The organism is Kitasatospora sp. NPDC029367 (assembly GCF_055569135.1).
The window spans coordinates 81,358-105,410 of the sequence record NZ_JBVHYH010000002.1 but is presented as its reverse complement, the minus strand read 5'-3'; the positions used below and the strand labels follow the sequence as shown (position 1 = coordinate 105,410).

General features: G+C 72.6%; 16 protein-coding genes. 7 read left to right on the top strand and 9 right to left on the bottom strand.

The features are described 5' to 3' along the window. Nucleotides 1-207: 207 nt before the first annotated feature. From ACZ4W5_RS02695 to ACZ4W5_RS02685, 3 genes are all read left to right on the top strand, one after another. Nucleotides 208-2,727, top strand: a complete 2,520-nt coding sequence (locus ACZ4W5_RS02695) for an ATP-dependent Clp protease ATP-binding subunit (protein WP_360225785.1) — start codon at nt 208-210, stop codon at nt 2,725-2,727. 273 nt (nt 2,728-3,000) lie between these two features. Beyond that, nucleotides 3,001-5,346 (top strand): immune inhibitor A domain-containing protein, encoded by a 2,346-nt coding sequence (locus ACZ4W5_RS02690; protein WP_465652337.1) that lies wholly within the window; start codon nt 3,001-3,003, stop codon nt 5,344-5,346. 405 nt (nt 5,347-5,751) lie between these two features. Next, on the top strand, nt 5,752-6,693 hold the full coding sequence (locus tag ACZ4W5_RS02685) for a M23 family metallopeptidase (protein WP_465652336.1): 942 nt from the start codon (nt 5,752-5,754) through the stop codon (nt 6,691-6,693). Nucleotides 6,694-6,703: 10 nt separating this feature from the next. On the opposite strand, the gene ACZ4W5_RS02680 is transcribed toward ACZ4W5_RS02685, so the two are convergent. Then, the gene (locus tag ACZ4W5_RS02680) at nt 6,704-7,333 is read right to left on the bottom strand and encodes a TetR/AcrR family transcriptional regulator (RefSeq protein WP_465652335.1); all 630 of its coding nucleotides are present in this window, start codon (nt 7,331-7,333) and stop codon (nt 6,704-6,706) included. A 244-nt stretch (nt 7,334-7,577) separates the two neighbouring features. Between ACZ4W5_RS02680 and ACZ4W5_RS02675 the strand changes: the two genes are divergently transcribed. Further along, the gene (locus ACZ4W5_RS02675; protein ID WP_360225773.1) at nt 7,578-9,173 is read left to right on the top strand and encodes an MDR family MFS transporter; all 1,596 of its coding nucleotides are present in this window, start codon (nt 7,578-7,580) and stop codon (nt 9,171-9,173) included. 63 nt (nt 9,174-9,236) lie between these two features. Here ACZ4W5_RS02675 and ACZ4W5_RS02670 read toward each other — a convergent pair whose 3' ends face one another. Continuing rightward, complete coding sequence (locus ACZ4W5_RS02670; protein WP_402482036.1) at nt 9,237-10,154, bottom strand: HhH-GPD family protein; 918 nt, start codon at nt 10,152-10,154, stop codon at nt 9,237-9,239. Between the two features lie 235 nt (nt 10,155-10,389). Between ACZ4W5_RS02670 and ACZ4W5_RS02665 the strand changes: the two genes are divergently transcribed. Then, on the top strand, nt 10,390-11,280 hold the full coding sequence (locus ACZ4W5_RS02665) for a hypothetical protein (RefSeq protein WP_465652332.1): 891 nt from the start codon (nt 10,390-10,392) through the stop codon (nt 11,278-11,280). Nucleotides 11,281-11,451: 171 nt separating this feature from the next. Here ACZ4W5_RS02665 and disA read toward each other — a convergent pair whose 3' ends face one another. Then, nucleotides 11,452-12,510, bottom strand: a complete 1,059-nt coding sequence (gene disA, locus ACZ4W5_RS02660) for a DNA integrity scanning diadenylate cyclase DisA (RefSeq protein ID WP_350745866.1) — start codon at nt 12,508-12,510, stop codon at nt 11,452-11,454. Nucleotides 12,511-12,712: 202 nt separating this feature from the next. Beyond that, on the bottom strand, nt 12,713-14,260 hold the full coding sequence (gene radA / locus ACZ4W5_RS02655) for a DNA repair protein RadA (protein WP_402482032.1): 1,548 nt from the start codon (nt 14,258-14,260) through the stop codon (nt 12,713-12,715). A 150-nt stretch (nt 14,261-14,410) separates the two neighbouring features. On the opposite strand from radA, the gene ACZ4W5_RS02650 reads away from it, so the two are divergent. Continuing rightward, complete coding sequence (locus tag ACZ4W5_RS02650; RefSeq protein WP_465652330.1) at nt 14,411-16,345, top strand: BACON domain-containing protein; 1,935 nt, start codon at nt 14,411-14,413, stop codon at nt 16,343-16,345. Nucleotides 16,346-16,381: 36 nt separating this feature from the next. On the opposite strand, the gene ACZ4W5_RS02645 is transcribed toward ACZ4W5_RS02650, so the two are convergent. Next, nucleotides 16,382-17,716, bottom strand: coding sequence for a DUF1254 domain-containing protein (locus ACZ4W5_RS02645; RefSeq protein WP_360225758.1), 1,335 nt, complete (start codon nt 17,714-17,716; stop codon nt 16,382-16,384). Nucleotides 17,717-17,793: 77 nt separating this feature from the next. Then, complete coding sequence (locus ACZ4W5_RS02640) at nt 17,794-19,131, bottom strand: DUF1254 domain-containing protein (RefSeq protein WP_465652328.1); 1,338 nt, start codon at nt 19,129-19,131, stop codon at nt 17,794-17,796. A gap of 209 nt (nt 19,132-19,340) precedes the next feature. On the opposite strand from ACZ4W5_RS02640, the gene ACZ4W5_RS02635 reads away from it, so the two are divergent. Then, nucleotides 19,341-20,381 carry an NAD-dependent epimerase/dehydratase family protein gene (locus ACZ4W5_RS02635; RefSeq protein WP_465652326.1) on the top strand — a complete coding sequence of 347 codons (1,041 nt, stop codon included), beginning with the start codon at nt 19,341-19,343 and terminating at the stop codon, nt 20,379-20,381. Nucleotides 20,382-20,507: 126 nt separating this feature from the next. Here the strand turns inward: ACZ4W5_RS02635 and ACZ4W5_RS02630 are convergent, their stop codons facing one another. The 3 genes from ACZ4W5_RS02630 to ACZ4W5_RS02620 all read right to left on the bottom strand — a co-directional run bounded on the left by ACZ4W5_RS02630 (nt 20,508) and on the right by ACZ4W5_RS02620 (nt 23,982). Then, nucleotides 20,508-21,557 carry a family 2 encapsulin nanocompartment cargo protein polyprenyl transferase gene (locus ACZ4W5_RS02630; protein WP_360225749.1) on the bottom strand — a complete coding sequence of 350 codons (1,050 nt, stop codon included), beginning with the start codon at nt 21,555-21,557 and terminating at the stop codon, nt 20,508-20,510. A 175-nt stretch (nt 21,558-21,732) separates the two neighbouring features. Then, nucleotides 21,733-23,154 (bottom strand): family 2B encapsulin nanocompartment shell protein, encoded by a 1,422-nt coding sequence (locus ACZ4W5_RS02625; RefSeq protein WP_465652324.1) that lies wholly within the window; start codon nt 23,152-23,154, stop codon nt 21,733-21,735. A gap of 285 nt (nt 23,155-23,439) precedes the next feature. Continuing rightward, complete coding sequence (locus tag ACZ4W5_RS02620; protein WP_465652322.1) at nt 23,440-23,982, bottom strand: methylated-DNA--[protein]-cysteine S-methyltransferase; 543 nt, start codon at nt 23,980-23,982, stop codon at nt 23,440-23,442. Nucleotides 23,983-24,053: the final 71 nt, after the last annotated feature.

Here is a 24,053-nt window from a genome sequence, read left to right as displayed (position 1 = left end):
CGTAGCGGTTTCCGGTGCATCCGGCCCACCTGTGGGAACACCGATTCCCAGCATCAGGTTGGGATTGGTGTCGGCTGGTCGCGCAGCATCTCGCTCCTCTACCGGGGAGTGAATCCGTGGGCCGCGCCGCTGAGCGGGACTAGCATGCGGAAGGACAGGGCGGGGACGGACCCCGAACTGCCCGACCGCTCTGAGGAGCGATAAACGATGTTCGAGAGGTTCACCGACCGCGCGCGGCGGGTTGTCGTCCTGGCTCAGGAAGAAGCCCGGATGCTCAACCACAACTACATCGGCACCGAGCACATCCTCCTGGGTCTGATCCACGAGGGCGAGGGCGTCGCCGCCAAGGCCCTGGAGAGCCTCGGGATTTCCCTTGAGGCCGTGCGCCAGCAGGTCGAGGAGATCATCGGCCAGGGCCAGCAGGCCCCGTCCGGTCACATTCCCTTCACCCCCCGGGCGAAGAAGGTCCTGGAGCTGTCGCTCCGGGAGGCCCTGCAGCTCGGCCACAACTACATCGGCACCGAGCACATCCTGCTCGGCCTGATCCGCGAGGGCGAGGGCGTCGCCGCCCAGGTCCTGGTGAAGCTGGGCGCCGACCTCAACCGGGTGCGCCAGCAGGTCATCCAGCTGCTCTCCGGTTACCAGACCAGCGGCGGCAAGGAGTCGGCCACGGCCGGCGGGCCCGCCGAGGGCACCCCGTCGACCTCGCTGGTCCTGGACCAGTTCGGGCGCAACCTCACCCAGGCCGCCCGCGAGGCCAAGCTCGACCCGGTCATCGGGCGCGAGAAGGAGATCGAGCGGGTCATGCAGGTGCTGTCCCGCCGCACCAAGAACAACCCGGTCCTGATCGGTGAGCCCGGCGTCGGCAAGACCGCCGTGGTCGAGGGCCTGGCGCAGGCGATCGTCAAGGGCGAGGTCCCGGAGACGCTCAAGGACAAGCAGCTCTACACGCTGGACCTGGGCGCCCTGGTGGCCGGCTCGCGCTACCGCGGTGACTTCGAGGAGCGCCTCAAGAAGGTGCTCAAGGAGATCCGCACCCGCGGCGACATCATCCTGTTCATCGACGAGCTGCACACCCTGGTCGGCGCGGGCGCCGCCGAGGGCGCCATCGACGCCGCCAGCATCCTCAAGCCGATGCTGGCCCGCGGCGAGCTGCAGACCATCGGTGCCACCACCCTGGACGAGTACCGCAAGCACCTGGAGAAGGACGCCGCGCTGGAGCGCCGCTTCCAGCCCATCCAGGTCGCCGAGCCCTCGCTGCCGCACACCATCGAGATCCTCAAGGGTCTGCGCGACCGCTACGAGGCCCACCACCGGGTCTCCATCACGGACGCCGCCCTGGTCGCCGCCGCCACCCTGGCCGACCGGTACATCTCGGACCGCTTCCTGCCGGACAAGGCGATCGACCTGATCGACGAGGCCGGCTCCCGGATGCGCATCCGCCGGATGACCGCGCCGCCGGACCTGCGCGAGTTCGACGAGAAGATCGCCGACGTGCGCCGCGAGAAGGAGAGCGCGATCGACGCGCAGGACTTCGAGAAGGCCGCGTCCCTGCGCGACGACGAGAAGCAGCTCCTGCAGGCCAAGGCCAAGCGCGAGAAGGAGTGGAAGGCCGGCGACATGGACGTCGTCGCGGAGGTCAACGAGGAGCTCATCGCCGAGGTCCTGGCCACCGCCACCGGCATCCCGGTCTTCAAGCTGACCGAGGAGGAGACCTCCCGGCTGCTGCGCATGGAGGACGAGCTGCACAAGCGCGTCATCGGCCAGAAGGACGCCATCAAGGCGCTCTCCCAGGCCATCCGGCGCACCCGTGCGGGTCTCAAGGACCCGAAGCGCCCCGGCGGTTCGTTCATCTTCGCCGGCCCGTCCGGCGTCGGTAAGACCGAGCTGTCCAAGACGCTCGCCGAGTTCCTCTTCGGCGACGAGGACGCGCTGATCGCGCTCGACATGTCCGAGTTCTCCGAGAAGCACACCGTCTCCCGGCTGTTCGGCTCCCCGCCCGGGTACGTGGGCTACGAGGAGGGCGGCCAGCTGACCGAGAAGGTCCGCCGCAAGCCGTTCTCGGTCGTCCTCTTCGACGAGGTCGAGAAGGCCCACCCGGACATCTTCAACTCGCTGCTGCAGATCCTGGAGGACGGTCGTCTGACCGACTCCCAGGGCCGCGTGGTCGACTTCAAGAACACCGTCATCATCATGACGACCAACCTCGGCACCCGGGACATCTCCAAGGGCTTCAACCTGGGCTTCGCGGCCACGGGTGACACCCAGACCGGGTACGAGCGGATGAAGGCGAAGGTCGGCGAGGAGCTCAAGCAGCACTTCCGCCCCGAGTTCCTGAACCGCGTCGACGACATCGTGGTGTTCCACCAGCTGTCCGAGGACGACATCATCCAGATCGTCGACCTGATGATCGACAAGGTGGACGAGCGGCTCAAGGACAAGGACATGGGCCTGGAGCTCAGCGTCGAGGCCAAGAAGCTGCTGGCCAAGCGCGGCTACGACCCCATCCTGGGTGCCCGTCCGCTGCGCCGCACCATCCAGCGCGAGATCGAGGACCACCTCTCCGAGAAGATCCTCTTCGGCGAGCTGCGGGCCGGCCACATCGTGGTCGTGGACGTGGACGGCGAGGGCAAGGACGCCAAGTTCACCTTCCGCGGCGAGGAGAAGTCGGCCGTCGCGGACACCCCGGCCGCGGTCGCCTCGTCCGGTCCGGACCTGACGAAGTAGACCAACATTTAACAGACAACTTCACAGCCACGAGCCCCCGGCGTTCGCGCCGGGGGCTCGTGGCGTTCCGGGGTCCCGCGCAGGGCCCTGACCAGGCCTTCTCTGAGCAGCCGTCAGCTGACAGGAAATCGGCGAGCATAGCGCCGTGGCCATGTCAGGGTCAAGGTCTATCTTTTCCAGCCCCACTTCGGTCAAATGACGTCCACCTGTCTTTCATATTGGTTTACCGGGCCTTGGCCAAGAGTCAGCTCGGTCGGGGAGGGCGTCACAACGTTGAAGACCACCAGGAGAGCCGCAGCGGTCACCACCGCGGCGGCGGTCATAGTCACGCTCGGCGCGGGTCTGTTCCCGAGCAGCGCCGTCGCAGCCGGCTCGGCACCGGTTCCGAAGGACCCGGCCGAGGCCGTCCAGAACACCGAGCACAACATCCCGGGCCCGCTGACCGCCAAGGTCGACGCGGAGAAGAAGGCCGCCACCGAGCAGCTGCTCAACGGCACCGCCCAGGTCGAGCAGCACAACGGCAGCACCAGCGTGAAGCTCGGCAAGGACAAGTACGTCGAGCTCGCCCGTGAGCGCACGGACAAGATCTTCACGATCCTGGTCGACTTCGGCGACCAGGTCGACAACACCACCAAGACCGCCGACGGCAAGGTCAAGTACGGCGGCGACCCGGGCCCCAAGCACAACGAGATCGCAGCGCCCGACCGCGCCACGAACAACTCGACCGCCTGGCAGGCCGACTACAACCAGCAGCACTTCCAGGACCTGTACTTCGCCAAGGACAAGCCCTCGCTGAAGACCTTCTACGAGAAGCAGTCCTCGGGCCGCTACTCGGTCGACGGCGTGGTCTCGGACTGGGTCCGGGTGCCGTGGAACGAGGCCCGGTACGGCTCCGACTACTGCGGCTCCAACGTCTGCGCGAGCGCCCAGGACCTGATCCGCGACGCCGTCGACATCTGGTACAAGGACCAGCTGGCGAAGGGTCAGAGCGACGCCCAGATCAAGGCGACGCTGGCCCAGTACGACCAGTGGGACCGCTACGGTTCGCACCACGACGGGAACTTCAACCAGCCCGACGGGTACATCGACCACTTCCAGATCGTGCACGCCGGCGAGGACAAGTCGGCCGGTGGCGGCAAGCAGGGCAGCAAGGCCCTGTGGGCGCACCGCTCGTACGTCTACGGCAACCTGACCGGCCAGGCCGGCCCGGACAACAACAAGCTCGGCGGCGTCCAGGTCGGCAACACCGGCCTCTGGATCGGCGACTACACGATGCAGCCGGAGAACGGCGGCCTCGGCGTCTTCGCGCACGAGTACGGCCACGACCTCGGTCTGCCGGACCTCTACGACACCGCCGGCAAGGGCATCGACAACTCGGTCGGCTTCTGGTCCCTGATGTCCTCCGGCTCCTGGCTCGGCGAGGGCAAGGACAGCATCGGCGACATGCCGAACGACCTCGACGCCTGGAGCAAGTACCAGCTCGGCTGGCTCAAGGCCGACCGCGCCAAGGCGGGCACCGAGTCGACCCACCACATCGGCCCGGTCGAGTACAACACCGACCTTCCGCAGGCGCTCATCGTCGACCTGCCGAAGAAGAGCATCACCACCGACATCAACAAGCCCTTCGCCGGCAACAGCGAGTGGTGGAGCGGCAGCGCCGACAACCTGAACGTCACGCTGACCCGCGAGATCGACCTGACCGGTAAGGCCAAGGCCAGCATCAACGCCAAGGCCTGGTACGAGCTGGAGCCGGACTTCGACTACGCCTTCGGCGAGGTCTCCACCGACGGTGGCAAGACCTGGACCGTGGTGGACGGCACCTGGAACGGCGCCGCCCTCCCGAAGGAGAACGGCCGCCCGGCCCTCAGCGGCCTCACCGCCGCCTGGGGCGACCTGTCGTTCAACCTGGACGCCTACGCCGGCAAGAAGATCCAGTTCCGCTACCACAACACCACTGACGGCGGTCTGCACTACCGCGGCTTCGCGGCGGACAACATCGCCGTGGTCGCCGACGGCGCCACCGTGTTCAGCGACGACGTGGAGAACGGCGACAACGGCTGGACCGCCGCCGGCTTCACCCGCTTCGGCGGCTCGTACACCAAGGACTACGCGCAGTACTACATCGCGGAGAACAAGCAGTACGTGTCGTTCGACCAGACCCTCAAGACCGGCCCGTACAACTTCGGTTCGGCCGCCAAGCCCAACTGGGTCGAGCACTACTCGTACCAGCCCGGCCTGCTGATCTGGTACTGGGACGAGTCGCAGACCGACAACAACGTCAGCGCCCACCCGGGCCACGGCCTGGTCCTGCCGGTCGACTCGCACCCGACCCCGATGAAGTGGTCCGACGGCACCCTGATGCGTCCGCGCATGCAGGGCTTCGACTCGACCTTCGGTTCGCGCCGCGTCCCGGCGCTGACCCTGCACAAGGCCGACGCCGAGACCGTCATCCCGAAGTCCAAGGGCGTCGACGAGTTCTCCGACCTGAAGTCCTGGTGGTCGAAGGACAACCCGTACGCCGGTGTGGACGTGCCGAAGACCGGCACCAGCATCGAGGTCGAGAACGAGTCCGCGAACTACCTGGAGACCTGGATCCGGGTCCGCCCGGTCGACAACTGATCGTCCCTGACGGTCAGGCCGTGATCGCGCGGCACTGAGTTCTCCACGTCCGGCCCGCCCCCGCCACCGCGCGGGGGCGGGCCGGACGCTTTTTCGGCGGTCGGCCCCGGCCCGGGCCCAGGACGCCGGGTGGCACTGGTCACAGCGGTTCGGCGCGGTACGACCGGGCCTAGTAGTCGGCGGGACGGGACCGCGGCGCGGACCCGGTCGGGCCCCGGCGATCCGATCTCATGATCATTACTCCGTCGGCTTGAATCCCCGGCGCCACGCCGACTATGCGGGGTAGTACGTCGCCGGGTTTGGGGCTGCGCTCGGTGACGGTTAAAGCTGAGTGCTCCCCCGCGCAGCCGACCGCCCGACCGGCGTTCCGTGCTGCCCCCGTACGACCGTGAGGTACGACCCGCGATGTCCAACGTCCCGCCCGTGGGGCCGGCCCTGCGCCGGCTCGCCGTCCGCGCGACGGCCCAGGCGGCCGTCTGGCAGCCGCGGATCACCCAGGCCCTGCGCAGCCGCGCCGTACCGCCGCTGCGCCTGCTCACCACCCCCCGGCACGCCACCCTGCCGGGCAGCCGGCAGCGGACCGAGCGCGACCACGCGGTGGCCTCGGCCGGGGCGGCCGCCGCGCTGCTGGCGGGAGTGCTGCTGGTCGCCGCCCCCGGCAGCGCCTCGGCGCAGACCGTACGGCCGACCACGCCGGGCAGCTCGGCCTTCACCGCCCCGCGGGCGGAGGTGCCCGACCCGGGCCTGGTGCAGGTGGCCGGACCGAGCCCGTACAAGCTGCCGGAGGACGCCGCCTCGGCGCAGGCCTTCGTGGCGGTGGCGCCCAACCTGCTGCCGCTCGACCCGCCGGGCGCGGAGCCCGCGCCCGCCGAGCAGCCCGCCGAGCAGCCCGGTTCGCAGCCGGAGGCCGCACCGGCCCCCGCGCCCGCGCCCGCGCCGGACTGGTCGGCGCCGGCGCCGGACGCGCCGACCAGCAATCCGTACGGGGTGGCCAACTCCGGCTACGCCGCCGGGTACCACACCGGGGTGGACTTCGCGGTCTCCCCCGGCACGCCGGTGCTGGCCGTCGGCGACGCGACCGTGGTCTCGGCCGGCTGGGACGGCGCCTACGGCAAGGAGGTCGTCCTGCGGCTGGCCGACGGGCACTTCGCGCAGTACGCGCACCTGTCCGCGGTCTCGGTGTCGGCCGGTGACCGGGTGTCGGCGGGCCGGCGGGTCGGGCTGTCCGGGAACACCGGCAACTCCACCGGGCCGCACCTGCACTTCGAGATCCGCACCAGCAACCGCTACGGCGCGGTGGTCGACCCGATCGCCTACCTCGCCGCGCACGGCGTCACGGCGTTCTGAGGACCGCCGCTCAGCCCCGGGCGGGCTGCCCGATCCGGGCGCTGATCTCCAGCGAGACCTCGCGGGCCGCTTCGAGCGCCTCCTCCAGGTCCGCGGCCGGCAGCTTCTCGCCCCACACGTTCTCGGTGTCGCCGCCGTCGGAGGAGTCCTGCTTGAGCAGGAAGAACGCCGAGTGGGCGGTGAACAGCGCCATCGCCGCCCGCAGGCGGTCCCGGAACCCGGCGTCGGGCCCGTGCACCAGCTGCATCATGGTGATCACGCGCTCCCGGAAGGCCAGCCCGGCCGGGGAGTCGCGCAGCGCGGGCTGGTTCTCGTGGAAGAAGCGCAGCAGCGGGGCCCGCTCGCTCATCCCGTCCGCGTAGCGCCGGATCATCTCGTCGCGCATCTCCGGGCTCCAGGACTGCTGCTCCCGGCCCCACGCGATGATCTCGTCGATCGGGGCGGCCATCCGCTCGACGATGCCCAGGACGATGTCGTCCTTGGTCTTGAAGTGGTAGTACAGCGCGGCCTTGGTGACGCCCAGTCGGTCGGCGATCTCACGCAGCGAGGTCTGCTCGTAGCCCTGCTCCGAGAAGAGCTCCAACGACACCTCGATGATGCGAGCCCGGGTGTCGCTGCGGGGGCTGTGCGGAGTGCCCATGGCCTGCCTCGTTGACTGCGTCGGTGACTACTGGGGTGACTGCTGGGGTGACTGCTGCGGACCCAGGGTGGCGTCCGCCCCGGGCCATTGTCCCTGCCCAGGCGCCCGGTCTTAAAACTGGCTTGACGACCGGCTAGTAAAAAGCCTACCGTGCCGACGATCGATAAACTAGCCGGGCGTCAAGTAAGTGATCCGCACAGGCGGCGCGAGGCCCGTCCGAAACACCCTCGGGAGACCCCACCCCATGTCACAGTCCAAGACCGCCGGCCCGGTACCGGAGGACAAGGCGACCGAGGAGGAACAGCCGCGGTCGCCCCGCGAGATCCGCCTCGTGATGGTCGGCCTGGTCGTCACGATGCTGCTCGCCATGCTCGACAACCTGATCGTCGGCACCGCGATGCCGACCATCGTCGGTGACCTCGGCGGTGCCGAGCACCTCTCCTGGGTGGTGACCGCGTACACCCTGGCCACCGCCGCCTCCACCCCGATCTGGGGCAAGCTCGGCGACCTCTACGGTCGCAAGGGCGTCTTCCTGACCTCGATCGTGATCTTCCTGGTGGGTTCGGCACTGTCCGGCCTGTCCCAGAACATGAACGAGCTGATCGGCTTCCGGGCCGTGCAGGGCCTCGGCGCCGGCGGTCTGATGGTCGGCGTCATGTCGATCATGGGTGCGCTCGTCCCGCCGCGTGACCGCGGCAAGTACCAGGGCATGTTCGCCGCCGTGATGGCCCTCGCCACCATCGGCGGCCCGCTGGTCGGCGGCTTCATCACGGACCACCTGAGCTGGCACTGGACCTTCTACATCAACCTGCCGCTCGGCCTGATAGCCCTCGCCGTCGTCATCGTCACCCTCAAGCTGCCGAAGGTCACCAACACCGCCCGGATCGACTACCCGGGCGCCGTGCTGCTCACCGCGGGCATCACCTCGCTGGTGCTGATCACCACCTGGGGCGGCCAGCAGTACGCCTGGGGCTCCAAGGAGATCCTCGGCCTGGCCGCGCTCGCCGTCGCCTCGCTGATCGCCTTCTGCTACGTCGAGCAGCGGGCCCAGGAGCCGATGCTGCCGCTGAGCCTGTTCAAGAACCTGAACTTCACCCTGGTCTCGATCATCGGCTTCGTGGTCGGCTTCGTGATGTTCGGCTCGACCGTCTTCCTGCCGCTCTACCAGCAGATCGTCCAGGGCGCCTCGGCGACCAACTCCGGCCTGCTGCTGATGCCGATGATGTTCGGCATGCTGGTCGTCTCGCTGGTGGTCGGCCAGGCCGTCACCAAGACCGGCAAGTACCGGGTCTTCCCGATCATCGGCACCGTCGTGATGACCGGCGGCATGCTCCTGCTCTCCACCATGGGCGTCGGGACCAGCAGCTTCACCTCGGCCTGCTGGATGGTCGTGCTCGGCGCCGGCATGGGCTTCCTGATGCAGATCACCATGCTGGTCGCGCAGAACAGCGTCGAGCTCAAGGACATGGGCGTGGCCAGCTCCACCGCCACCCTGTTCCGCACCATCGGCGGTTCCTTCGGTGTCGCGCTGTTCGGCGCCCTGTTCAACAACCGGGTGAAGGACACCATGACCTCGCGCCTGGGCGAGCAGGCCTCGGCCGGCGGCGGGGCGAAGGACCCGGGCCAGATGAGCCCGGCCGAGCTGCGCAAGCTGCCCGAGGTCGTCCAGGACGCCTACCACCACGCGGTGTCCAACGGCATGCACACCGTCTTCCTGTGGGGCGCCGGGGTGGCCGTGATCTCCATCGCCGCGGCGGTGTTCCTGCGCGAGGTGCCGCTGCGCGGCACCGGCAAGGGCGAGAAGCCGGCCGAGGCCTCGCTGGAGGCCGCGGCGGTCTGACCCGCTCCGCACGGACCACGGCGCCCCCGGGAGAGGACCTCCCGGGGGCGCGCCGTTCCGTTCCTACCGGGGCAGTCGGTAGACGCCCTGCTCGACCGGTTCGACCAGGCCGTCGGCGACCAGGCCGTCCAGGGCCCGGGCGCGCTGCACCGCGTCCGGCCAGACCGCGTCCAGCCGGGCCTGCGGGACGGTGCCGTGCGCCTCGCGCAGCACCGCGAGCAGCTTGCCGCGCACCTGGCGGTCGGTGCCCTCGTAGGTCTGGCCGCGCCGGGCCGGGCCCTCGTACGGCGGGCGGCCGGCCCGCTGCCAGGCGCAGACGGTGAACAGCGGGCACTGCCCGCACTCCGGGCCGCGGGCGGTGCAGACCAGGGCGCCCAGCTCCATCACGCCGACCGCCCAGGTGGCGGCCGTCGCGGCGTCGTCCGGCAGCAGCGCGGTCGCGGTGCGGCGCTCGGCGGCGGTGGTGGCGGTGGCCGGGTACTCGACGCCGGTCACCGCGCGGGCGAAGACCCGGCGGACGTTGGTGTCCAGCACCACGTGCCGCTGGCGGAAGGCGAAGGAGGCGACGGCGGCGGCGGTGTACTCCCCCACCCCGGGCAGCGAGAGCAGCGTGGCGTGGTCGTCCGGGACCTCGCCGCCGTGCTCCTCGGTGATCGCCACGGCGGCCCCGTGCAGGCGCAGCGCGCGGCGCGGGTAGCCCAGCCGGCCCCACATCCGGACCGCCTCGCCGGGCGCCTCGGCGGCGAGGTCGGCGGGGGTGGGCCAGCGGGTCATCCAGGCCTGCCAGGCGGGCAGCACCCGCTTCACCGGGGTCTGCTGGAGCATGAACTCGCTCACCATGACGGCCCAGGGCGTCGCGTCGGGGGTCCGCCAGGGCAGGTCGCGCTTGCTGGCCTCGTACCAGTCGATGACGGTCGAGTGCAGCAGCGGCAGGGGCAGGGGCGGCGCGGGGGCGGCTTCGGTGGCGGTGATGGCAGTCATGGCCCTTCGATCCTCCCACGGCCGCGGAGCCGGGCCGAAGCGGATGCATGGGCTCCGGACGGGCCGTTCTCCGTCGCTCTCTCCTCGGTTCCCGCCCGGGCGTCCGGGTGAAAGGTCTCCCTCGAACGGATCAAATGGCGGATCATGTGAAAGAAGGGGCGACTGTGCGGTGTTGGTGAGTCAATCGCCACACGCAGTCCCATAGAGTTTGATCGTGCCCTCTTTGCGTCAACCCGTGGGACCGCTGCCGGCCTCGATCTACTGGCGTCGGCGTGTCGTCGTGCTCGTCGCCGTCGCGGCGGTCGTCGCCCTGATCGCCTGGCTGATGACCGATCAGGGCGGGGGTGGTGACGGCGGCTCATCGAGCAAGGCCGCGCAGGCCGTGCCGTCCCAGAGCCAGACACCCGCTCAGGCGATCACGCCCGGTGCCTCGCCGAGCGGCCCTGCGGCGCACCCGGCCGGCGGCGGCTCCGGCGGCGGGCCGGTGGCCAGCGGCGGCGGCAGCGAGGTCGGCCTCAGCGGCGGCGCCACGGGTGGCGGCGCCGGCGGCTCCGGCGGTTCGGGCGGTTCCGGCTCGGGCGGTTCCGGTGCTCCCGGCGGGGGCGGCGGTACGGGCGGCTCGGGCGGTGCCGGCGGCGGCAGCCCGGCGCCCGGCGGGACCGGCGGCTCGGGCGGTGGCGCCCCGGCGGTGAACACCGCCGAGGTGATGGCGCTCCCGGTCTGCTCCTCCTCGCAGGTCGCCCTGGAGCTGGCCGGCACCCAGAACTCGTACCAGCCCAAGGACAAGCCCAAGCTGGCGCTCACGGTCAAGAACTCCTCCGGCGCCAACTGCCGGGTGGACCTGGGCCGCACCGCCTCCGTGATCACGGTCAGCAGCGGCAGCAACAACGACCGGGTCTGGTCCTCCGGCGACTGCCCGCCCGACAAGGGCAACATCTGGGTGCAGATCCCGGCGAACGGCAGCCAGACCGAGACCTTCACCTGGGACCGCAGCCGCAGCAAGCCGCAGTGCGCGACCGCCGACCAGACCGCCCCGGCGAACGGGACGTACGTGGTGCTGGCGGAGCTCACCGGACTCTCCGGCGACAAGGTGTCGGCCCGGACCTCGATCCGACTGGACAACTGAGCGTCCGTCACGCCCCTACGGAGCCCCCGGCCGCCGAGCGGTCGGGGGCTCCGCGCATCGGCCCGTCGGCCCGTCGGCCCGTCCGGGCCCGCGTTCCGGGGCCCCGGGACGCGGAACGGCCCCCGGGGAAGCGTTTCTCCGGGGGCCGTTCGCGGTCCGCTGCACGTCCGGTCAGACGTAGCGCTCCAGGATGGACGATTCGGCAAGGCGGGACAGGCCCTCGCGGACCGAGCGGGCCCGGGTCTCGCCGACGCCCTCGACCGTCTGCAGGTCGTCGATGCTGGCCGCGAGCAGCTTCTGCAGGCCGCCGAAGTGCTCGACCAGGCGCTCTATCACCGTGTTGGGCAGGCGCGGGATCTTCGCCAGCAGGCGGTAGCCGCGCGGGGAGACGGCGGAGTCCAGGGACTCCGGCGTGCCGGAGTAGCCGAGCGCCTTGGCGACCGTCTGCAGGTCCAGCAGCTCGGCGTGGGTGAGCGCCTCCAGGTCGGCCAGCACCTCGGTGACCGTGCGGCCCTTCTTGGCGGCGCGCTCCGGGAAGTAGTCCCGGGCGACCAGTTCGCGCTCCGGCTCCACACCGGCGATCAGCTCGTCCAGCTGGAGCGAGAGCAGGCGGCCGTCGATGCCGAGCTCCAGCACGTAGCCGGCGATCTCGGTGGCGATCAGCCGGACCATCTCCAGGCGCTGGGCCACGGCGGTGACGTCCCGGACCGTCACCAGGTCCTCGATCTCCAGGGCGGAGAGCGTGCCGGCCACCTCGTCCAGGCGCAGCTTGTAGCGCTCCAGGGTGGCCAGCGCCTGGTTGGCACGGGAGAGGACCGTGGTGGAGTCTTCCAGCACCCGGCGGGTGCCGTTGACGTACATGGCGATCAGCCGCATCGAGTGCGAGACCGCGACCACCGGGTAGCCGGTCTGCCGGTTGACCCGCTCGGCGGTGCGGTGGCGGGTGCCGGTCTCGTCGGTGGGGATGGTGGAGTCCGGCATCAGGTGGACGCCGGCCCGGACGATCTTGGTGATGTCCTTGTCCAGCACCACCGCGCCGTCGAGCTTGCACAGCTCGCGCAGGCGGGTCGCGCTGAACTCGACGTCCAGGACGAAGCCGCCGGTGCACAGGGACTCGACGGTACGGTCGAAGCCCAGCACGATCAGGCCGCCGGTGTTGGCCCGCAGGACCCGTTCCAGTCCGTCACGAAGCGCGGTACCGGGCGCGATGGCGGTGAGGGAGGCCCGCAGCAGGGCCTCCTCACGGGAGGCCTTGTCCGCCCCCCGGTCGCTGGCTGCCACGTGACTCCTCCGGTCGACCCCGTGCCGCGCGCCTCGCGCCGTGCGCCGGTCCGCGGTCTGTTGCTCTGTCGCTCAGTACCGCTCCGGTACTGCCTACTGGCCAATGAGACTGGGGAAAGTCTAACTGCGTGCGGCTTCGGCAGGGCTTGGGTCAGCGCAGTTCGTCGGAGTCGAGCGGCTCCCAGCCGTCCATCAGCTCCTCCGGGTACGCCGGGACCCGGGGTGCGCGGGGCGCCGGCGGGGCCGACGGGGCCTCACCACGCGCCTCAGTACGGGCCTCGGTACGGGCCTCGCCGCGGGCCTCGGAGCGCGGCTTGGCGGCCGCCCGGCGGCGGCCCGGGATGGCCCGCAGCGCCTCACCGATGTCGGCCACCTCGACCACCTTCATGCCCGGCGGCACCTTGCCCGGGTCCGGCGGGACCAGGGCGTGGGTGAAGCCCAGCCGGTGCGCCTCGGCCAGCCGGCGCTGCACACCCGTCACCCGCCGCACCTCGCCCGCCAGGCCGACCTCACCGATCGCCACCAGGTTGCTGGGCAGCGGGGTGTCGGTGGAGGAGCTGGCCACCGCGAGCGCGACCGCGAGGTCGGCGGAGGGCTCGGTCAGCTTCACCCCGCCGACCGTCGCGGTGTAGATGTCCTGCTTGCCGAGCTTCACCCCGCCGTGCCGCTCGACCACGGCCAGGATCATCGCGATCCGGGGCGACTCCAGGCCCGAGGTGGTGCGCCGCGGGGAGGGGATCTGCGAATCCACCATCAGCGCCTGCACCTCGGCGACCAACGGGCGCTTCCCCTCCAGGGTGACGGTGAGGCAGGTGCCCGGGACGGGCTTGTCACGCCTGGTCAGGAAGAGGCCGGACGGGTCGGCCAGGCCGACGATGCCCTCGTCGTGCAGCTCGAAGCAGCCCACCTCGTCGGTGGCGCCGTAGCGGTTCTTGACCCCGCGGATGAGCCGCAGCCGGGCGTGCCGGTCGCCCTCGAAGCTCAGCACCACGTCCACCAGGTGCTCCAGCAGGCGGGGGCCGGCGATCTGGCCGTCCTTGGTGACGTGGCCGACCAGCAGGGTGGCCATGCCCCGGTCCTTGGAGGCCCGGATCAGCGCGCCCGCCACCTCGCGGACCTGCGCCGGGCCGCCGGGGGCGCCGTCCAGCTCGGCGGAGGCGATGGTCTGCACGGAGTCCAGGATCAGCAGGCCGGGGTTGACCGCCTCGATGTGCCCCAGCACCGCGCCGAGGTCCTGCTCGGCGGCGAGGTAGAGGTGCTCGGAGAGGGCGTTGATCCGGTCGGCGCGCAGCCGGACCTGCCCGGCCGACTCCTCGCCGGTGACGTAGAGGGTGCGGTGCCGGTCGGTGGCCGCCTTGGCGGCGACGTCCAGCAGCAGGGTGGACTTGCCGACGCCGGGCTCGCCGGCCAGCAGCACCACCGCACCGGGCACCAGGCCGCCGCCGAGCACCCGGTCGAGCTCCGGCACGCCCGTGGAGCGGGCCGTCGCGACCTGGCCGTCCACCTGGGCGATCGGCCGGGCGGGCGCGCTGACCGGGCCCGCGGCGGTGGTGCGGATCGGCACCGCGCCGTACTCCTCGACCGTGCCCCAGGCGTTGCACTCCGGGCAGCGGCCGACCCACTTGGGCAGCTGGTTGCCGCACTCGGTGCAGCGGTAGGCCGGGCGCGGCTTGGCGGTGGTCTTGGAACGCGGAGGCATGCGGCCCACGGTAGCGGCTGGGTGTGACAGCGGCGGACCACCGTCGGACCGGGCGTTCACCCACACAGATGGGCGATGTTGTTACCCGAAAGAAGTACATACGCGGTGAACGGCGGGGGCGGGCCGCCCGCTGCTCCTACCGTCGGTCGGGTGACAACGCGAACTGTTGGGCCCGTCGGGGCTGCGGACGCCGTGCTCGCGGCGTACGACCGGCAGGTGGACGGCCTGTTCACCTACTGCCTCTCGGTGCTGTGCGAGCACGACGCGGCCGCCGGCGCCCTGCGCGAGGTCCGCGAACTGGCCCGACGGCACGGCAACCGGCTGGCCGAGCCCGGACTGGTCCGGGCCTGGCTCTTCTCGCTGGCCCGGTACTGCTGCCTGCGGCGGCTCGCGGACGGGGCCTGCCCGGAGGGCGGGACCGCGCCGATGGACGGTACCGGGCCGGTGGACGGGACCTGCCCGGGCCCGGGTGCTGAGCCCGGGGCGGAGCCGACCGGGGCCGAGGCGGTCCGGCGGCGGCGCGAGCTGGCCTCGCTCGCCTGGCCGGAGGCGGCCGGTACGGACCCGGAGCAGCGCGAGGCGCTGGAACTCTCCGTCCGGCACCGGCTGACCCCGCTGGAGGTGGCGGCCGTCCTGGGCCTGCCGTTCGAGCGGACCCGGGCCCTGCTCGCCGCCGCCGAGGCCGAGGTGGCCCGGACCAGGGCGGCGCTGCTGGTGCTCGGGGTGGGCAGCTGCCCCGAGCTGGACCGGCTGGGCGGGGCCGGGGCCGAGTCCTGGCGGGACTGGGTGCTCGGCCCGGCGCTGCGGCGGGAGCTGGTGCAGCACGTGGTGGACTGCCCGACCTGCCGGGGGACGGCGGAGCGGGTGGCCGCCGGCGGAGCGGCGGAGGGCGCCTCCGGACTGTCGGGGCTGCCGCTGCTGACGGCGCCGGCCCCGGTGGGCGGGGCGGGCCTGTCCCCGGCGGGCGGCGCGGCGCAGCCCCCGACGGCCGGGGCGGCGGGGCGGCGGGGTGTCGCGGCGACCGAGCCGGGGCTGCGCTTCGACCACGGCGGCTTCCCCCGGCACCGGGCGCCGGACGCGGGCCGGAGCCTGGCGGTCCGTCGGCGGGTGGTGACCACCGGGGTGCTCGCGGCCGTCCTGGCGGCGCCGGTGGTGGCGCTCTGGGCCGGGCACCGGGGCGGCGCCGGGGCGGGGGCGGCGGCCTCGGTGTCCGCGGTGCGGGTGGACGGGGCCGGGTCGGACGCCGGGCAGCGGCCGCCGTGGTCGGCCGGGGTGGGCGCGGTCGCGGGGATGCCCGGGCTGGAGCTGGCGGGTGCGGGCGGCGGCGGGGCGGCTGACGCCGGTGGTGGAAGGGGTGCAGAAACGTTGCTGCCAGGTTTTCCTCGGCTCACCCTCCAGGGGCCGCTGGTCCCGGTGCCGGCCCACGGCGCGACCCCGCTCGGCAGCCCTACCCTGGTCGCCGCCCCGGCCCCCGCGGTCGAACGGGCCTCCGCGCCGGGCGGGGTCGACCCGGCGCCCGCCGGGCTGCTCACCGTCGAGGCCGGGGAGTACGGCAGCCGGACGGTGCTCACCCTCACCAACTCCGGCACCACGGAGATCCGCTGGCACGCGGTGACGGACGCCGGCTGGCTCCGGCTCAGCCGCGACTCGGGGACGCTGGCGCCGGGGCAACGGATCACCGTGATCGTCACCGTGGACGAGGACCTCGCGCCCACCACCCACTGGACCGCCCGGATCGCGCTGCCGCCCTCCCAGGCGGTGGTCACCCTGGAGGGCGGGCCGCAGAACCGGGGCGGCTCCGCGTCCTCCTCGGCGGAGCCCTCGTCGCAGCCCTCGTCGGGGAGCTCGTCGCAGCCCTCGTCCGGGCCTTCCTCCGGGCCTTCACCCTCGGGGCCTTCGTCGGCCTCGGCCTCGCCCTCCTCGCCGGTGTCCCCTTCGACGACGGCCTCGGCCCAGCCCACCTCGACGCCGAGCCGGACGGTCCCGCCGTCCCCCTCCGGACCGCCGAGCAGCCCGCCCGCGACCACGGCGTCCCCGACGGCCGGTGCCTCAGCGCACCCGACGGGGGCTGCGGCGGGGCACTAGGGAGGCGGGCCGCCGGGCGTCGGGGTGGGGTGGGTGTCAGCGGCGGTGGATCGGGGGGATCTGGTAGGTGCCGTCCAGGACCGACGGCTTCGGCCGGTAGAGCCGGATGATCGGGCGGAACTCGCCGAGCGGGGTGGGGAGCCAGTTGGCGGCGGCCGTCGGGTCCTCGGGCTGCTCGTGCTGGAGGGTCACGGTCAGCGAGCCGTCCGGGCCGTAGACCAGGCCGGGGGTGCGGTCGCCGATCGAGTAGCGGTCCACCGGGTTCTCCACCAGGTAGTAGTCCGGCACCGAGTACATCGTGACGGACCAGAAGGCCTCGGCCGGCGGGGGCTGCTCGAAGCGGAGGGTGTAGCTGTTGGCGCCGGTGAGCGGGCGGCCGTCGGAGTCGTCGTAGGTCATCGCGTACGAGGCCTCGTAGGCGTGGTTGCCCCACAGCCCGGCCCGGGCGGCGGCGGCCCGGCTGAGGTAGGCGGCGCGGCGGTCGGGGATGCGCCACTCGGGGTCGTCCAGGGTGCCGGGGCCCAGGTGGTCGAGGTTGTAGTCGAAGAGGTGGAGCGCCGAGCGCCACTCGCCGAGCGGGTGGTCCTCGGGCGGGCGGGTCGCGTCCTCGACCCGCTCCCGCCCGGCGGCCAGGCCCTTGGCGAGCGCCAGGGTCCACTCGGCGGCGGCGGCGCGGTACGGCGAGGCGCCGTCGTCCAGCAGGCCGAGCGGGGCGAAGCGGCGCTGGTACTCGATGTCGGGGGTGGCCGGCGGGAAGGCCTGCATCCACACCCGCAGGCGTTCGAAGAAGGCCAGCCGCTCGGGGACGTCCGGGTCGGGCTCGGGCACTCCGGCGGGCAGGCCGCCGGGCTCCAGCGGCTCCAGGGCGAGCGCGGCCTGGAGGGCCTTGACCCGGGGCAGGTCGTCCGGGCCGTCGCAGGCGAACCGGCCGACGATCGTGCCGACGGTGGTGGGCAGTTCGATCACCCGGTCCGGGTCCGGCGCGGTGCCGTGCCAGTCCGGCGGGACGACCAGCCAGGTCTGCGCCGCGGTGCCGGTGGCGCGGCTGCCGAGGTAGGCGACGTTGTCCGTCCAGGCCCCGATGAACTGCAGCACGTAGTAGGCGCCGGCGGTGTCCGGGACGTGCAGCACCTGCGGGCCCTCGGAGAGGTCCAGTTGGGCGATGGAGTAGATGGTGTCGTTGTTGACCGAGACGAAGTGGTCGCCCGGGCCGGCCAGCCGGGTGGCGTGGCTGAAGTGGTTGAACGGCGCCGCCGGGAGGGTGCCCAGGCCGCCCTTGGCGAAGCGCTCGACCATGGTGAGGCCGGCGACGAGCGGGTAGCCGTAGACGTAGGCGTCGGCGGCCAGGGCCTCCAGCTCGGGCAGGTTCATCGGGGGTCCTTCGTCGGGTCGGCGGCGGTGGGGCGGTGGGGCGGCGGTGGGGCGGCGGGCGAGGTGAGCGGCGGGGGTCAGCGCGGGGTGAGCGGCGGGGGCTGCCAGCGGCCGTCCAGTACGGCGGCCTCCGGGCCGTGGATCCGGAGCACCACGGCGAACGGGCCGTCCGGGGCGGGCAGCCAGTTGGCGGAGTGCTCGGCGTTGGCGGGGCGCTTGTGCTGGACGTAGAGGGTCAGGCCGCCGTCGGGGTCGCGGACCAGGCCGGGGGTGTCGCCGCCGACCGAGTAGCGGTCCAGGGTGTTGTCGACCAGCCGGTGCCCGGGGAGCGCGTACATGGTCGCGGACCAGAAGAAGCGGGCCGGCGGCAGGGCGTCCGGGGCGAAGCGGATCAGGTGGTCGCGGTCGGCGGCGTTCGGCGGACGGTGGCCCTCGCTGTCCGCCGCCCAACGGCCGTACCAGACCTCCTCGGCGGGCAGTCCGTACGGGTCGAGCTCGGCGGCGACGGCCAGCCGGAGGAAGTCCTCGCCGACTTCCTCGCGGGTGCCGAACAGGCCTGCGGAGTCACGGAGTTCGGCGACCGCCCGGGTCAGCCGGGCCCGGCCGTCGGCGATCCCGCGGCCGAGTTCGGCCCGCACCTCCAGCGGCAGGGCGGCGGGCTCGAACTCGCCGCGGCCGTCGACGCCGAGGTCGGTGAGGCGGCCGCGCAGCGCGGTCTCGGCGGGCGGGAGTGCGTCGGTCGGCGGGAAGAAGCCGAGCAGGAAATCGAGGAAGGTGAGGAACTCGACGCCCTCCGGGACCTCGTCGCGCCAGACCGGCCAGACCGGTTCGGGGGCCGGGGCGGGCGTCGGGGTGCCCGCGTACTCGTGCAGCGGGCGCAGCCGGTACTGCTCCTGGACGGCCCGCAGTGCGGCGAGGTCGGCGGGGGTGTTCCCTGGCAGGCGGGTGCGGCCGACGACGCCGACCAGCCGGGTGGCGGTGCGGATCACGCCGGTGATGCCCGGCGGGGGCTGGCCCCGCCAGTCGGGGCCGGCCACCAGGAAGTCCCCGGCGCCCTGGCCGGTGGTCCGGGAGCCGATCAGACCGGCGGGCAGGGTGTCGAGTTCGTGCACCGCGAGGACGCGGTAGTCATCCGTGGCGGGGACGGAGAGCACCCAGGGTTCGGCGCGCAGGTCGAGCCAGGCGCGGGAGGGGAGGGTGTCGTTGTCGGGGGTGACGGCGTCGGTGTCGGCGGGCCCGGCCGGGCGGGCGGTGTGGCGGAGGACGCCGAAGCCGCCGAGGTAGCCCGGGTCGGCGTCGTCCAGGGCCTGGGTGTACAGGGCCCGGTAGTTCCGCAGGACGGGATGGGCGCGGATCCAGGCCTCGGCCGCGGTCGCGCGGATGGTGGCCGGATCGACGAGTGCCGGGTTGACCATGCTGTCGCTCTCCCAGGCCGGGTCAGGCAGATCAGGGCAGATCGGGGCGTATCAGGGTGAACAAGGGCGGATCGGTACACCTGGGATGCTAAGGCGGGCGGGTGGGGGTGGCATGTCGGACGGCGCCCGCGGCGGGCGGATCCGGTCCGGCGCTCTGCTCAGCGCTAATCCGCGCGTGGCGGCGGGCCGGCGGGGACAGGCTGAGCGCTATGAAGATCCTCCTACTCGGGGGCTCGTCCTTCCTGGGACGTGCCTACGCCGCCGAGGCGCTCGCCCGCGGCCACCAGGTCACCACCTTCAACCGCGGCCGCAGCGCCCCCGACCTGCCCGGGGTCGAGGCCGTCCGGGGCGACCGCGACAGTGCCGAGGACCTCGCCCGGCTGGTCGAGGGCCGCCGCTGGGACGCCGTCGTCGACACCTCCGCCCGGCAGCCCGCCCAGGCCGCGCTCTCCGCCCGGCTGCTGCGCGGACGGGCCGACCACTACACCTTCGTCTCCTCGGTGCACGCCTACGCCGACTGGGCCACCCAGGTGATCACCGAGGACTCCCCGCTCCTCCCCTGCCCCGCCGACACCCCGCCCGACCAGCCCTTCGGGCGCGAGTTGAAGGCGGGCGGCGAGCGCGCGGTGCTGGCGGGCTTCGGCGCCGAACGCACCCTGGTGCTCAGCAGCGGACTGCTGGTCGGCCCGTACGAGCTGGGCGGCCGGCTGCCTTGGTGGCTGGAGCGGATGGCCCGCGGCGGGCGGGTGCTCGCGCCCGGTGATCCGGAGCGGACCATCCAGGTGATCGACGTCCGGGACTTCGCCGCCTTCGGGCTCGACCTGCTGACGGCCGGGACGGTCGGCCGCTTCCTCACCACGGCGCCGCCCGGGCGGCTCACCTTCGGGCAGTGGCTGGAGACCTGCCGGGAGATCGCGGGCGCGGCCGGCACCGAGCTGGTCCCGGTCGGGGACGCCGCCCTGCTGGCCGAGGGGCCGGACCAGGTCGACCCCTGGCTCGAACTGCCCTTCTGGGCGCCGGACCTGCCGGAGTGGAAGTACATCTGGCAGGTCGACAGCAGCCGCGCCGAGGCGGCCGGGCTGCGCTGCCGCCCGTTCGCGGAGACCGCCCGGGACACCTGGGAGTGGCTGCGCAGCCGGGGGCCGGCCGAGGACACCGACGCCGAGGGGCGGAAGCTGGTGCCGGGGGCGCCGTTCACCCAGGGCATCGAACCGGCCAAGGAGCAGCGGCTGTTGGCCGCGTACGGGTGAGGCACCCAGGCGGGCCGCCCGGGTGAGGCACTCGGGGCGCGGCCGGGAGCCAGGGCGGGAGCCAGGGCGGGAGCCAGGGCCGGGCCGGGGGCAGGAGCGCGGCCCCCCGCCCCCGGCGGGGCGTGCTCAGTGGCTGCGGCGGGTCACCAGCTCGGCCAGCACCAGCAGTTCGTCCGCCGCGGACGGCTCCGGTACGGCCACGGCCAGCTGCGCCATCGCCGCGGCCATCCGCTCGCAGGACTCGCCCTGCGCCCAGCCGCGCCCGCCGGCCTCGTCGACGGCGGCCGCGCACTGCGCCAACTCGTCTGCGCTGAGCGGACGTTCGAGCGCGTAGAGCTCGGCGAGCCGGGCCCCCTCGGGGGTGCCGGAGCGGAGCGCCTTGACCACCGGAAGCGACTTCTTCCGGGCGACCAGGTCCGCGCCGACCGGCTTGCCGGTGACCGTAGGGTCCCCCCAGATGCCGATCAGGTCGTCGATCAGCTGGAAGGCCAGGCCGATCTCGCGGCCGAAGCCGTCCATCGCCCGGGCCGCGTCCTCGGAGCCGCCGCCGTACAGCGCGCCCATGGCGCAGGCGGCGCCGAGCAGGGCGCCGGTCTTGGCCTCGGCCATCGCCAGGCACTCGGTGAGCGAGACGTCGTTGCGCTGCTCGAAGGCGCAGTCGATCTGCTGGCCCTCGCAGAGCTCGACCACGCAGTCGGCGAGCCGGCGGATCGAGCCGCGGGCGGCCGGGTGGGCGTCCTCGGCGACCAGGCGCAGCGCCAGGGAGTGCATCGCGTCGCCGGCCAGGATGGCCTCGGTGGTGCCGAACACCCGCCAGGCGGTGGGCCGGTGGCGGCGGGTGTCGTCCCGGTCGATGACGTCGTCGTGGAGCAGGGTGAAGTTGTGGACCAGTTCCACGGCGGCGGCCGCGGCGACGGCCGTCCCGGGGGTGCCGCCGAGGGCCTGGGCGGCGGCGAGGACCAGGGCCGGGCGGATCGCCTTGCCGGAGGAGGACTCGGAGGGCGTGCCGTCCGCCTCCCACCAGCCGAAGTGGTACCCGGCGACCTTGCGCATCGTGCCGGGCAGCGAGTCGACGGCGGCCCGCAGCACCGGGTCGACCAGTCCGCGGGTGCGGGCGAGGATGTCCGCCGCCTCGTGACCCTCTTTGTGGTCCCGCTCCAGCGTGGAGCTCGTCATGGGTTCCTCCCCCTGTAGGGCGCCTGTCGTGGGACGGCCGGCCCGTCGGGCGGCCGGGTTGCGCCGGGGCGGCGAGCCGGTGGCCGTGCACACCGCGGCGCGCCGCCCGGCCGGGGAGTGGTGCCCCGGCCGGGCGGCGCGGATCGGGCTCGGATGCCGAGCCGGGAGCCCGTCGTCAGCGCTGGGCGACGTCCACGTTCTCCAGTACGCCGACGGCGTCCGGGACCAGGATCGCGGCCGAATAGTAGGCGCTCACCAGGTAGGAGATGATGGCCTTCTCGTCGATTCCCATGAACCGCACCGAAAGGCCGGGCTGGTATTCGTCCGGAATTCCGGTCTGGTGCAGGCCGACGACGCCTTGGTTGTGCTCGCCGACGCGCATCGCGATGATCGAGCTGGTGTGCCCGCCGATGATCGGGATCTTGTTGCACGGGAAGATCGGCACCCCGCGCCAGGCGTTGACGTGCTTGCCCTCGACCTCGACGGTGCCCGGGTTGAGGCCGCGCTTGTTGCACTCCCGGCCGAAGGCGGCGATGGCCTTGGGGTGGGCCAGGAACATCTTGGTGCTGCGGCGGCGGCTGAGCAGCTCGTCCATGTCGTCCGGCGTGGGCGGGCCGGAGTGGGTCTGGATCCGCTGGTCGTACTCGGCGCTCTCCAGCAGCCCGAACTCCGGGTTGTTGATCATCTCGTGTTCCTGGCGCTCGCGCAGGGCCTCGATGGTCAGCCGGAGCTGGTGCTCGGTCTGGTTCATCGGCTGGTTGTAGAGGTCGGCGACGCGGGTGTGGATCTTGAGAATGGTCTGGGCGACGCTCAGCTCGTACTCGCGCGGCTTGAGCTCGTAGTCCACGAAGGCGCCGGGCAGGTCGTACTCGCCCTGGTGGCCGGCGGAGAGGTCGATCGCCGCCTCGCCGTGCTTGTTCTGCGCCTGCTGGAAGCCGTTCAGGTACTCCATGATCTGCAGCTGCAGCGAATCGGAGCGGTCGTGCAGCTCCTGGAAGGAGGGCCAGGCGAGCGCCATCACCGTGCCGGAGGTGGCGGCGCGGACGGTGTACGGCCAGGCGCCGCCCTCCTCCTGGAGCGCCTCGTCACCGAGGTGGTCGCCGTCGGCGAGGGTGCCGACCACCGTCTCCTCGCCGTACTTGCCGGTGCCGATGCGGTCCAGCTTGCCGTGCGCGATCAGGAAGACCTCGGTGATCGGCGTGCCGGCCGTGACCAGGACGTCGCCCGGGGCGAACTGCCGCTGCACGAAGCGGCCGGCCAACTCCTCCAGCACCGCGTCGTCCTGGTACCCGCGCAGCACCGGCACCTCGACCAGCGTCTGCGGGACGATCCGCACCTCGGAACCGGTCTTGACGAAACTCACCCGGCCGCGGCCGACCTTGTGGCGCAGACGGCGGTTGACCCGGTACGTACCGCCGGAGACCTCCACCCAGGGCAGCATCCTGAGCAGCCAGCGCGGGCTGATGCCCTGCATCTGGGGCGCGGACTTGGTCGTGGTGGCGAGGTTCCGCGCGCCCGCCGTGCTCAGGGACTGCTGCTGCCGGATCTCCGGCTGCGCACCCGGCGCAGGAATACCGGCATTGGTTTCGGTCGACATAAGGGAGGCCCTTCGCATGCCCGATGAAGTGTCGCCTTGCGCATTCATGTTGCAGCTTCATGGTGGGCCCGTTCAGGGGCGTCCCGCAATCACTCTTTCGAGTGGTTCCAAATAACCGAACAAATAGTACGACTAGATCACCTGATCGATATTTGTTCGACTATTTATTCGAAACCACCGGAACCCCCGACCCGCCATCTTCCCCCATCGACCGCCCCGTCCGCGCCAGCCCTTGACAGATCCGGCACGCGCCCACCCTGCTGTTCGAAGCCGTGCTCGGCGCGGCTAGAGCGGGCCGTTCCAGTCCAGCGTCGGCTCCAGCACCCCCTCCAGGGTGAGCAGCCAGCGCTTCACGTCGATCCCGACCCGGCCGCCGCCGAAGCCGCCGATCCCGTCCGCAGCCACCACCCGGTGGCAGGGCACCAGCAGCGGGACCGGGTTGGCGGCCATCATCTGCCCGACCGTCCGGGCGGCCAGGCCGGGCTCGGTGACGTCCTCGAACACCCCGCTGCGGGCGGCCAGTTCGCCGTAGGTGATGGTCTGCCCGTACGGCACCTGCTCCCAGAGCGTGCGCAGCACGACGCGGTGCGGCCCGGAGCTGAGGCTCCAGTCGATCGGCAGGCCCAACTCGCGGGTGCGGCCCGCCAGGTAGGCGCCGATCCGCTCGGTCACGGCGGCGATCTTCGAGGGGTCGGTGCACGGCGGCACCTCGCCGTCCCGCCCGCCGTAACCGGCCGCCGCCACGCCCAGCGGCGTCACCGCGATGTGCATCGGGCCGCTGGGCAGCGGGGTGGGCACGGTCAGCCAGGACAACGACGACTGCGGCACGCTCGGGCCCCCGCCCTCCACCGGGTCGGACGGCGGGCGTACCGGCGTCCGAGGGGCTGGTCCGCCCTCTT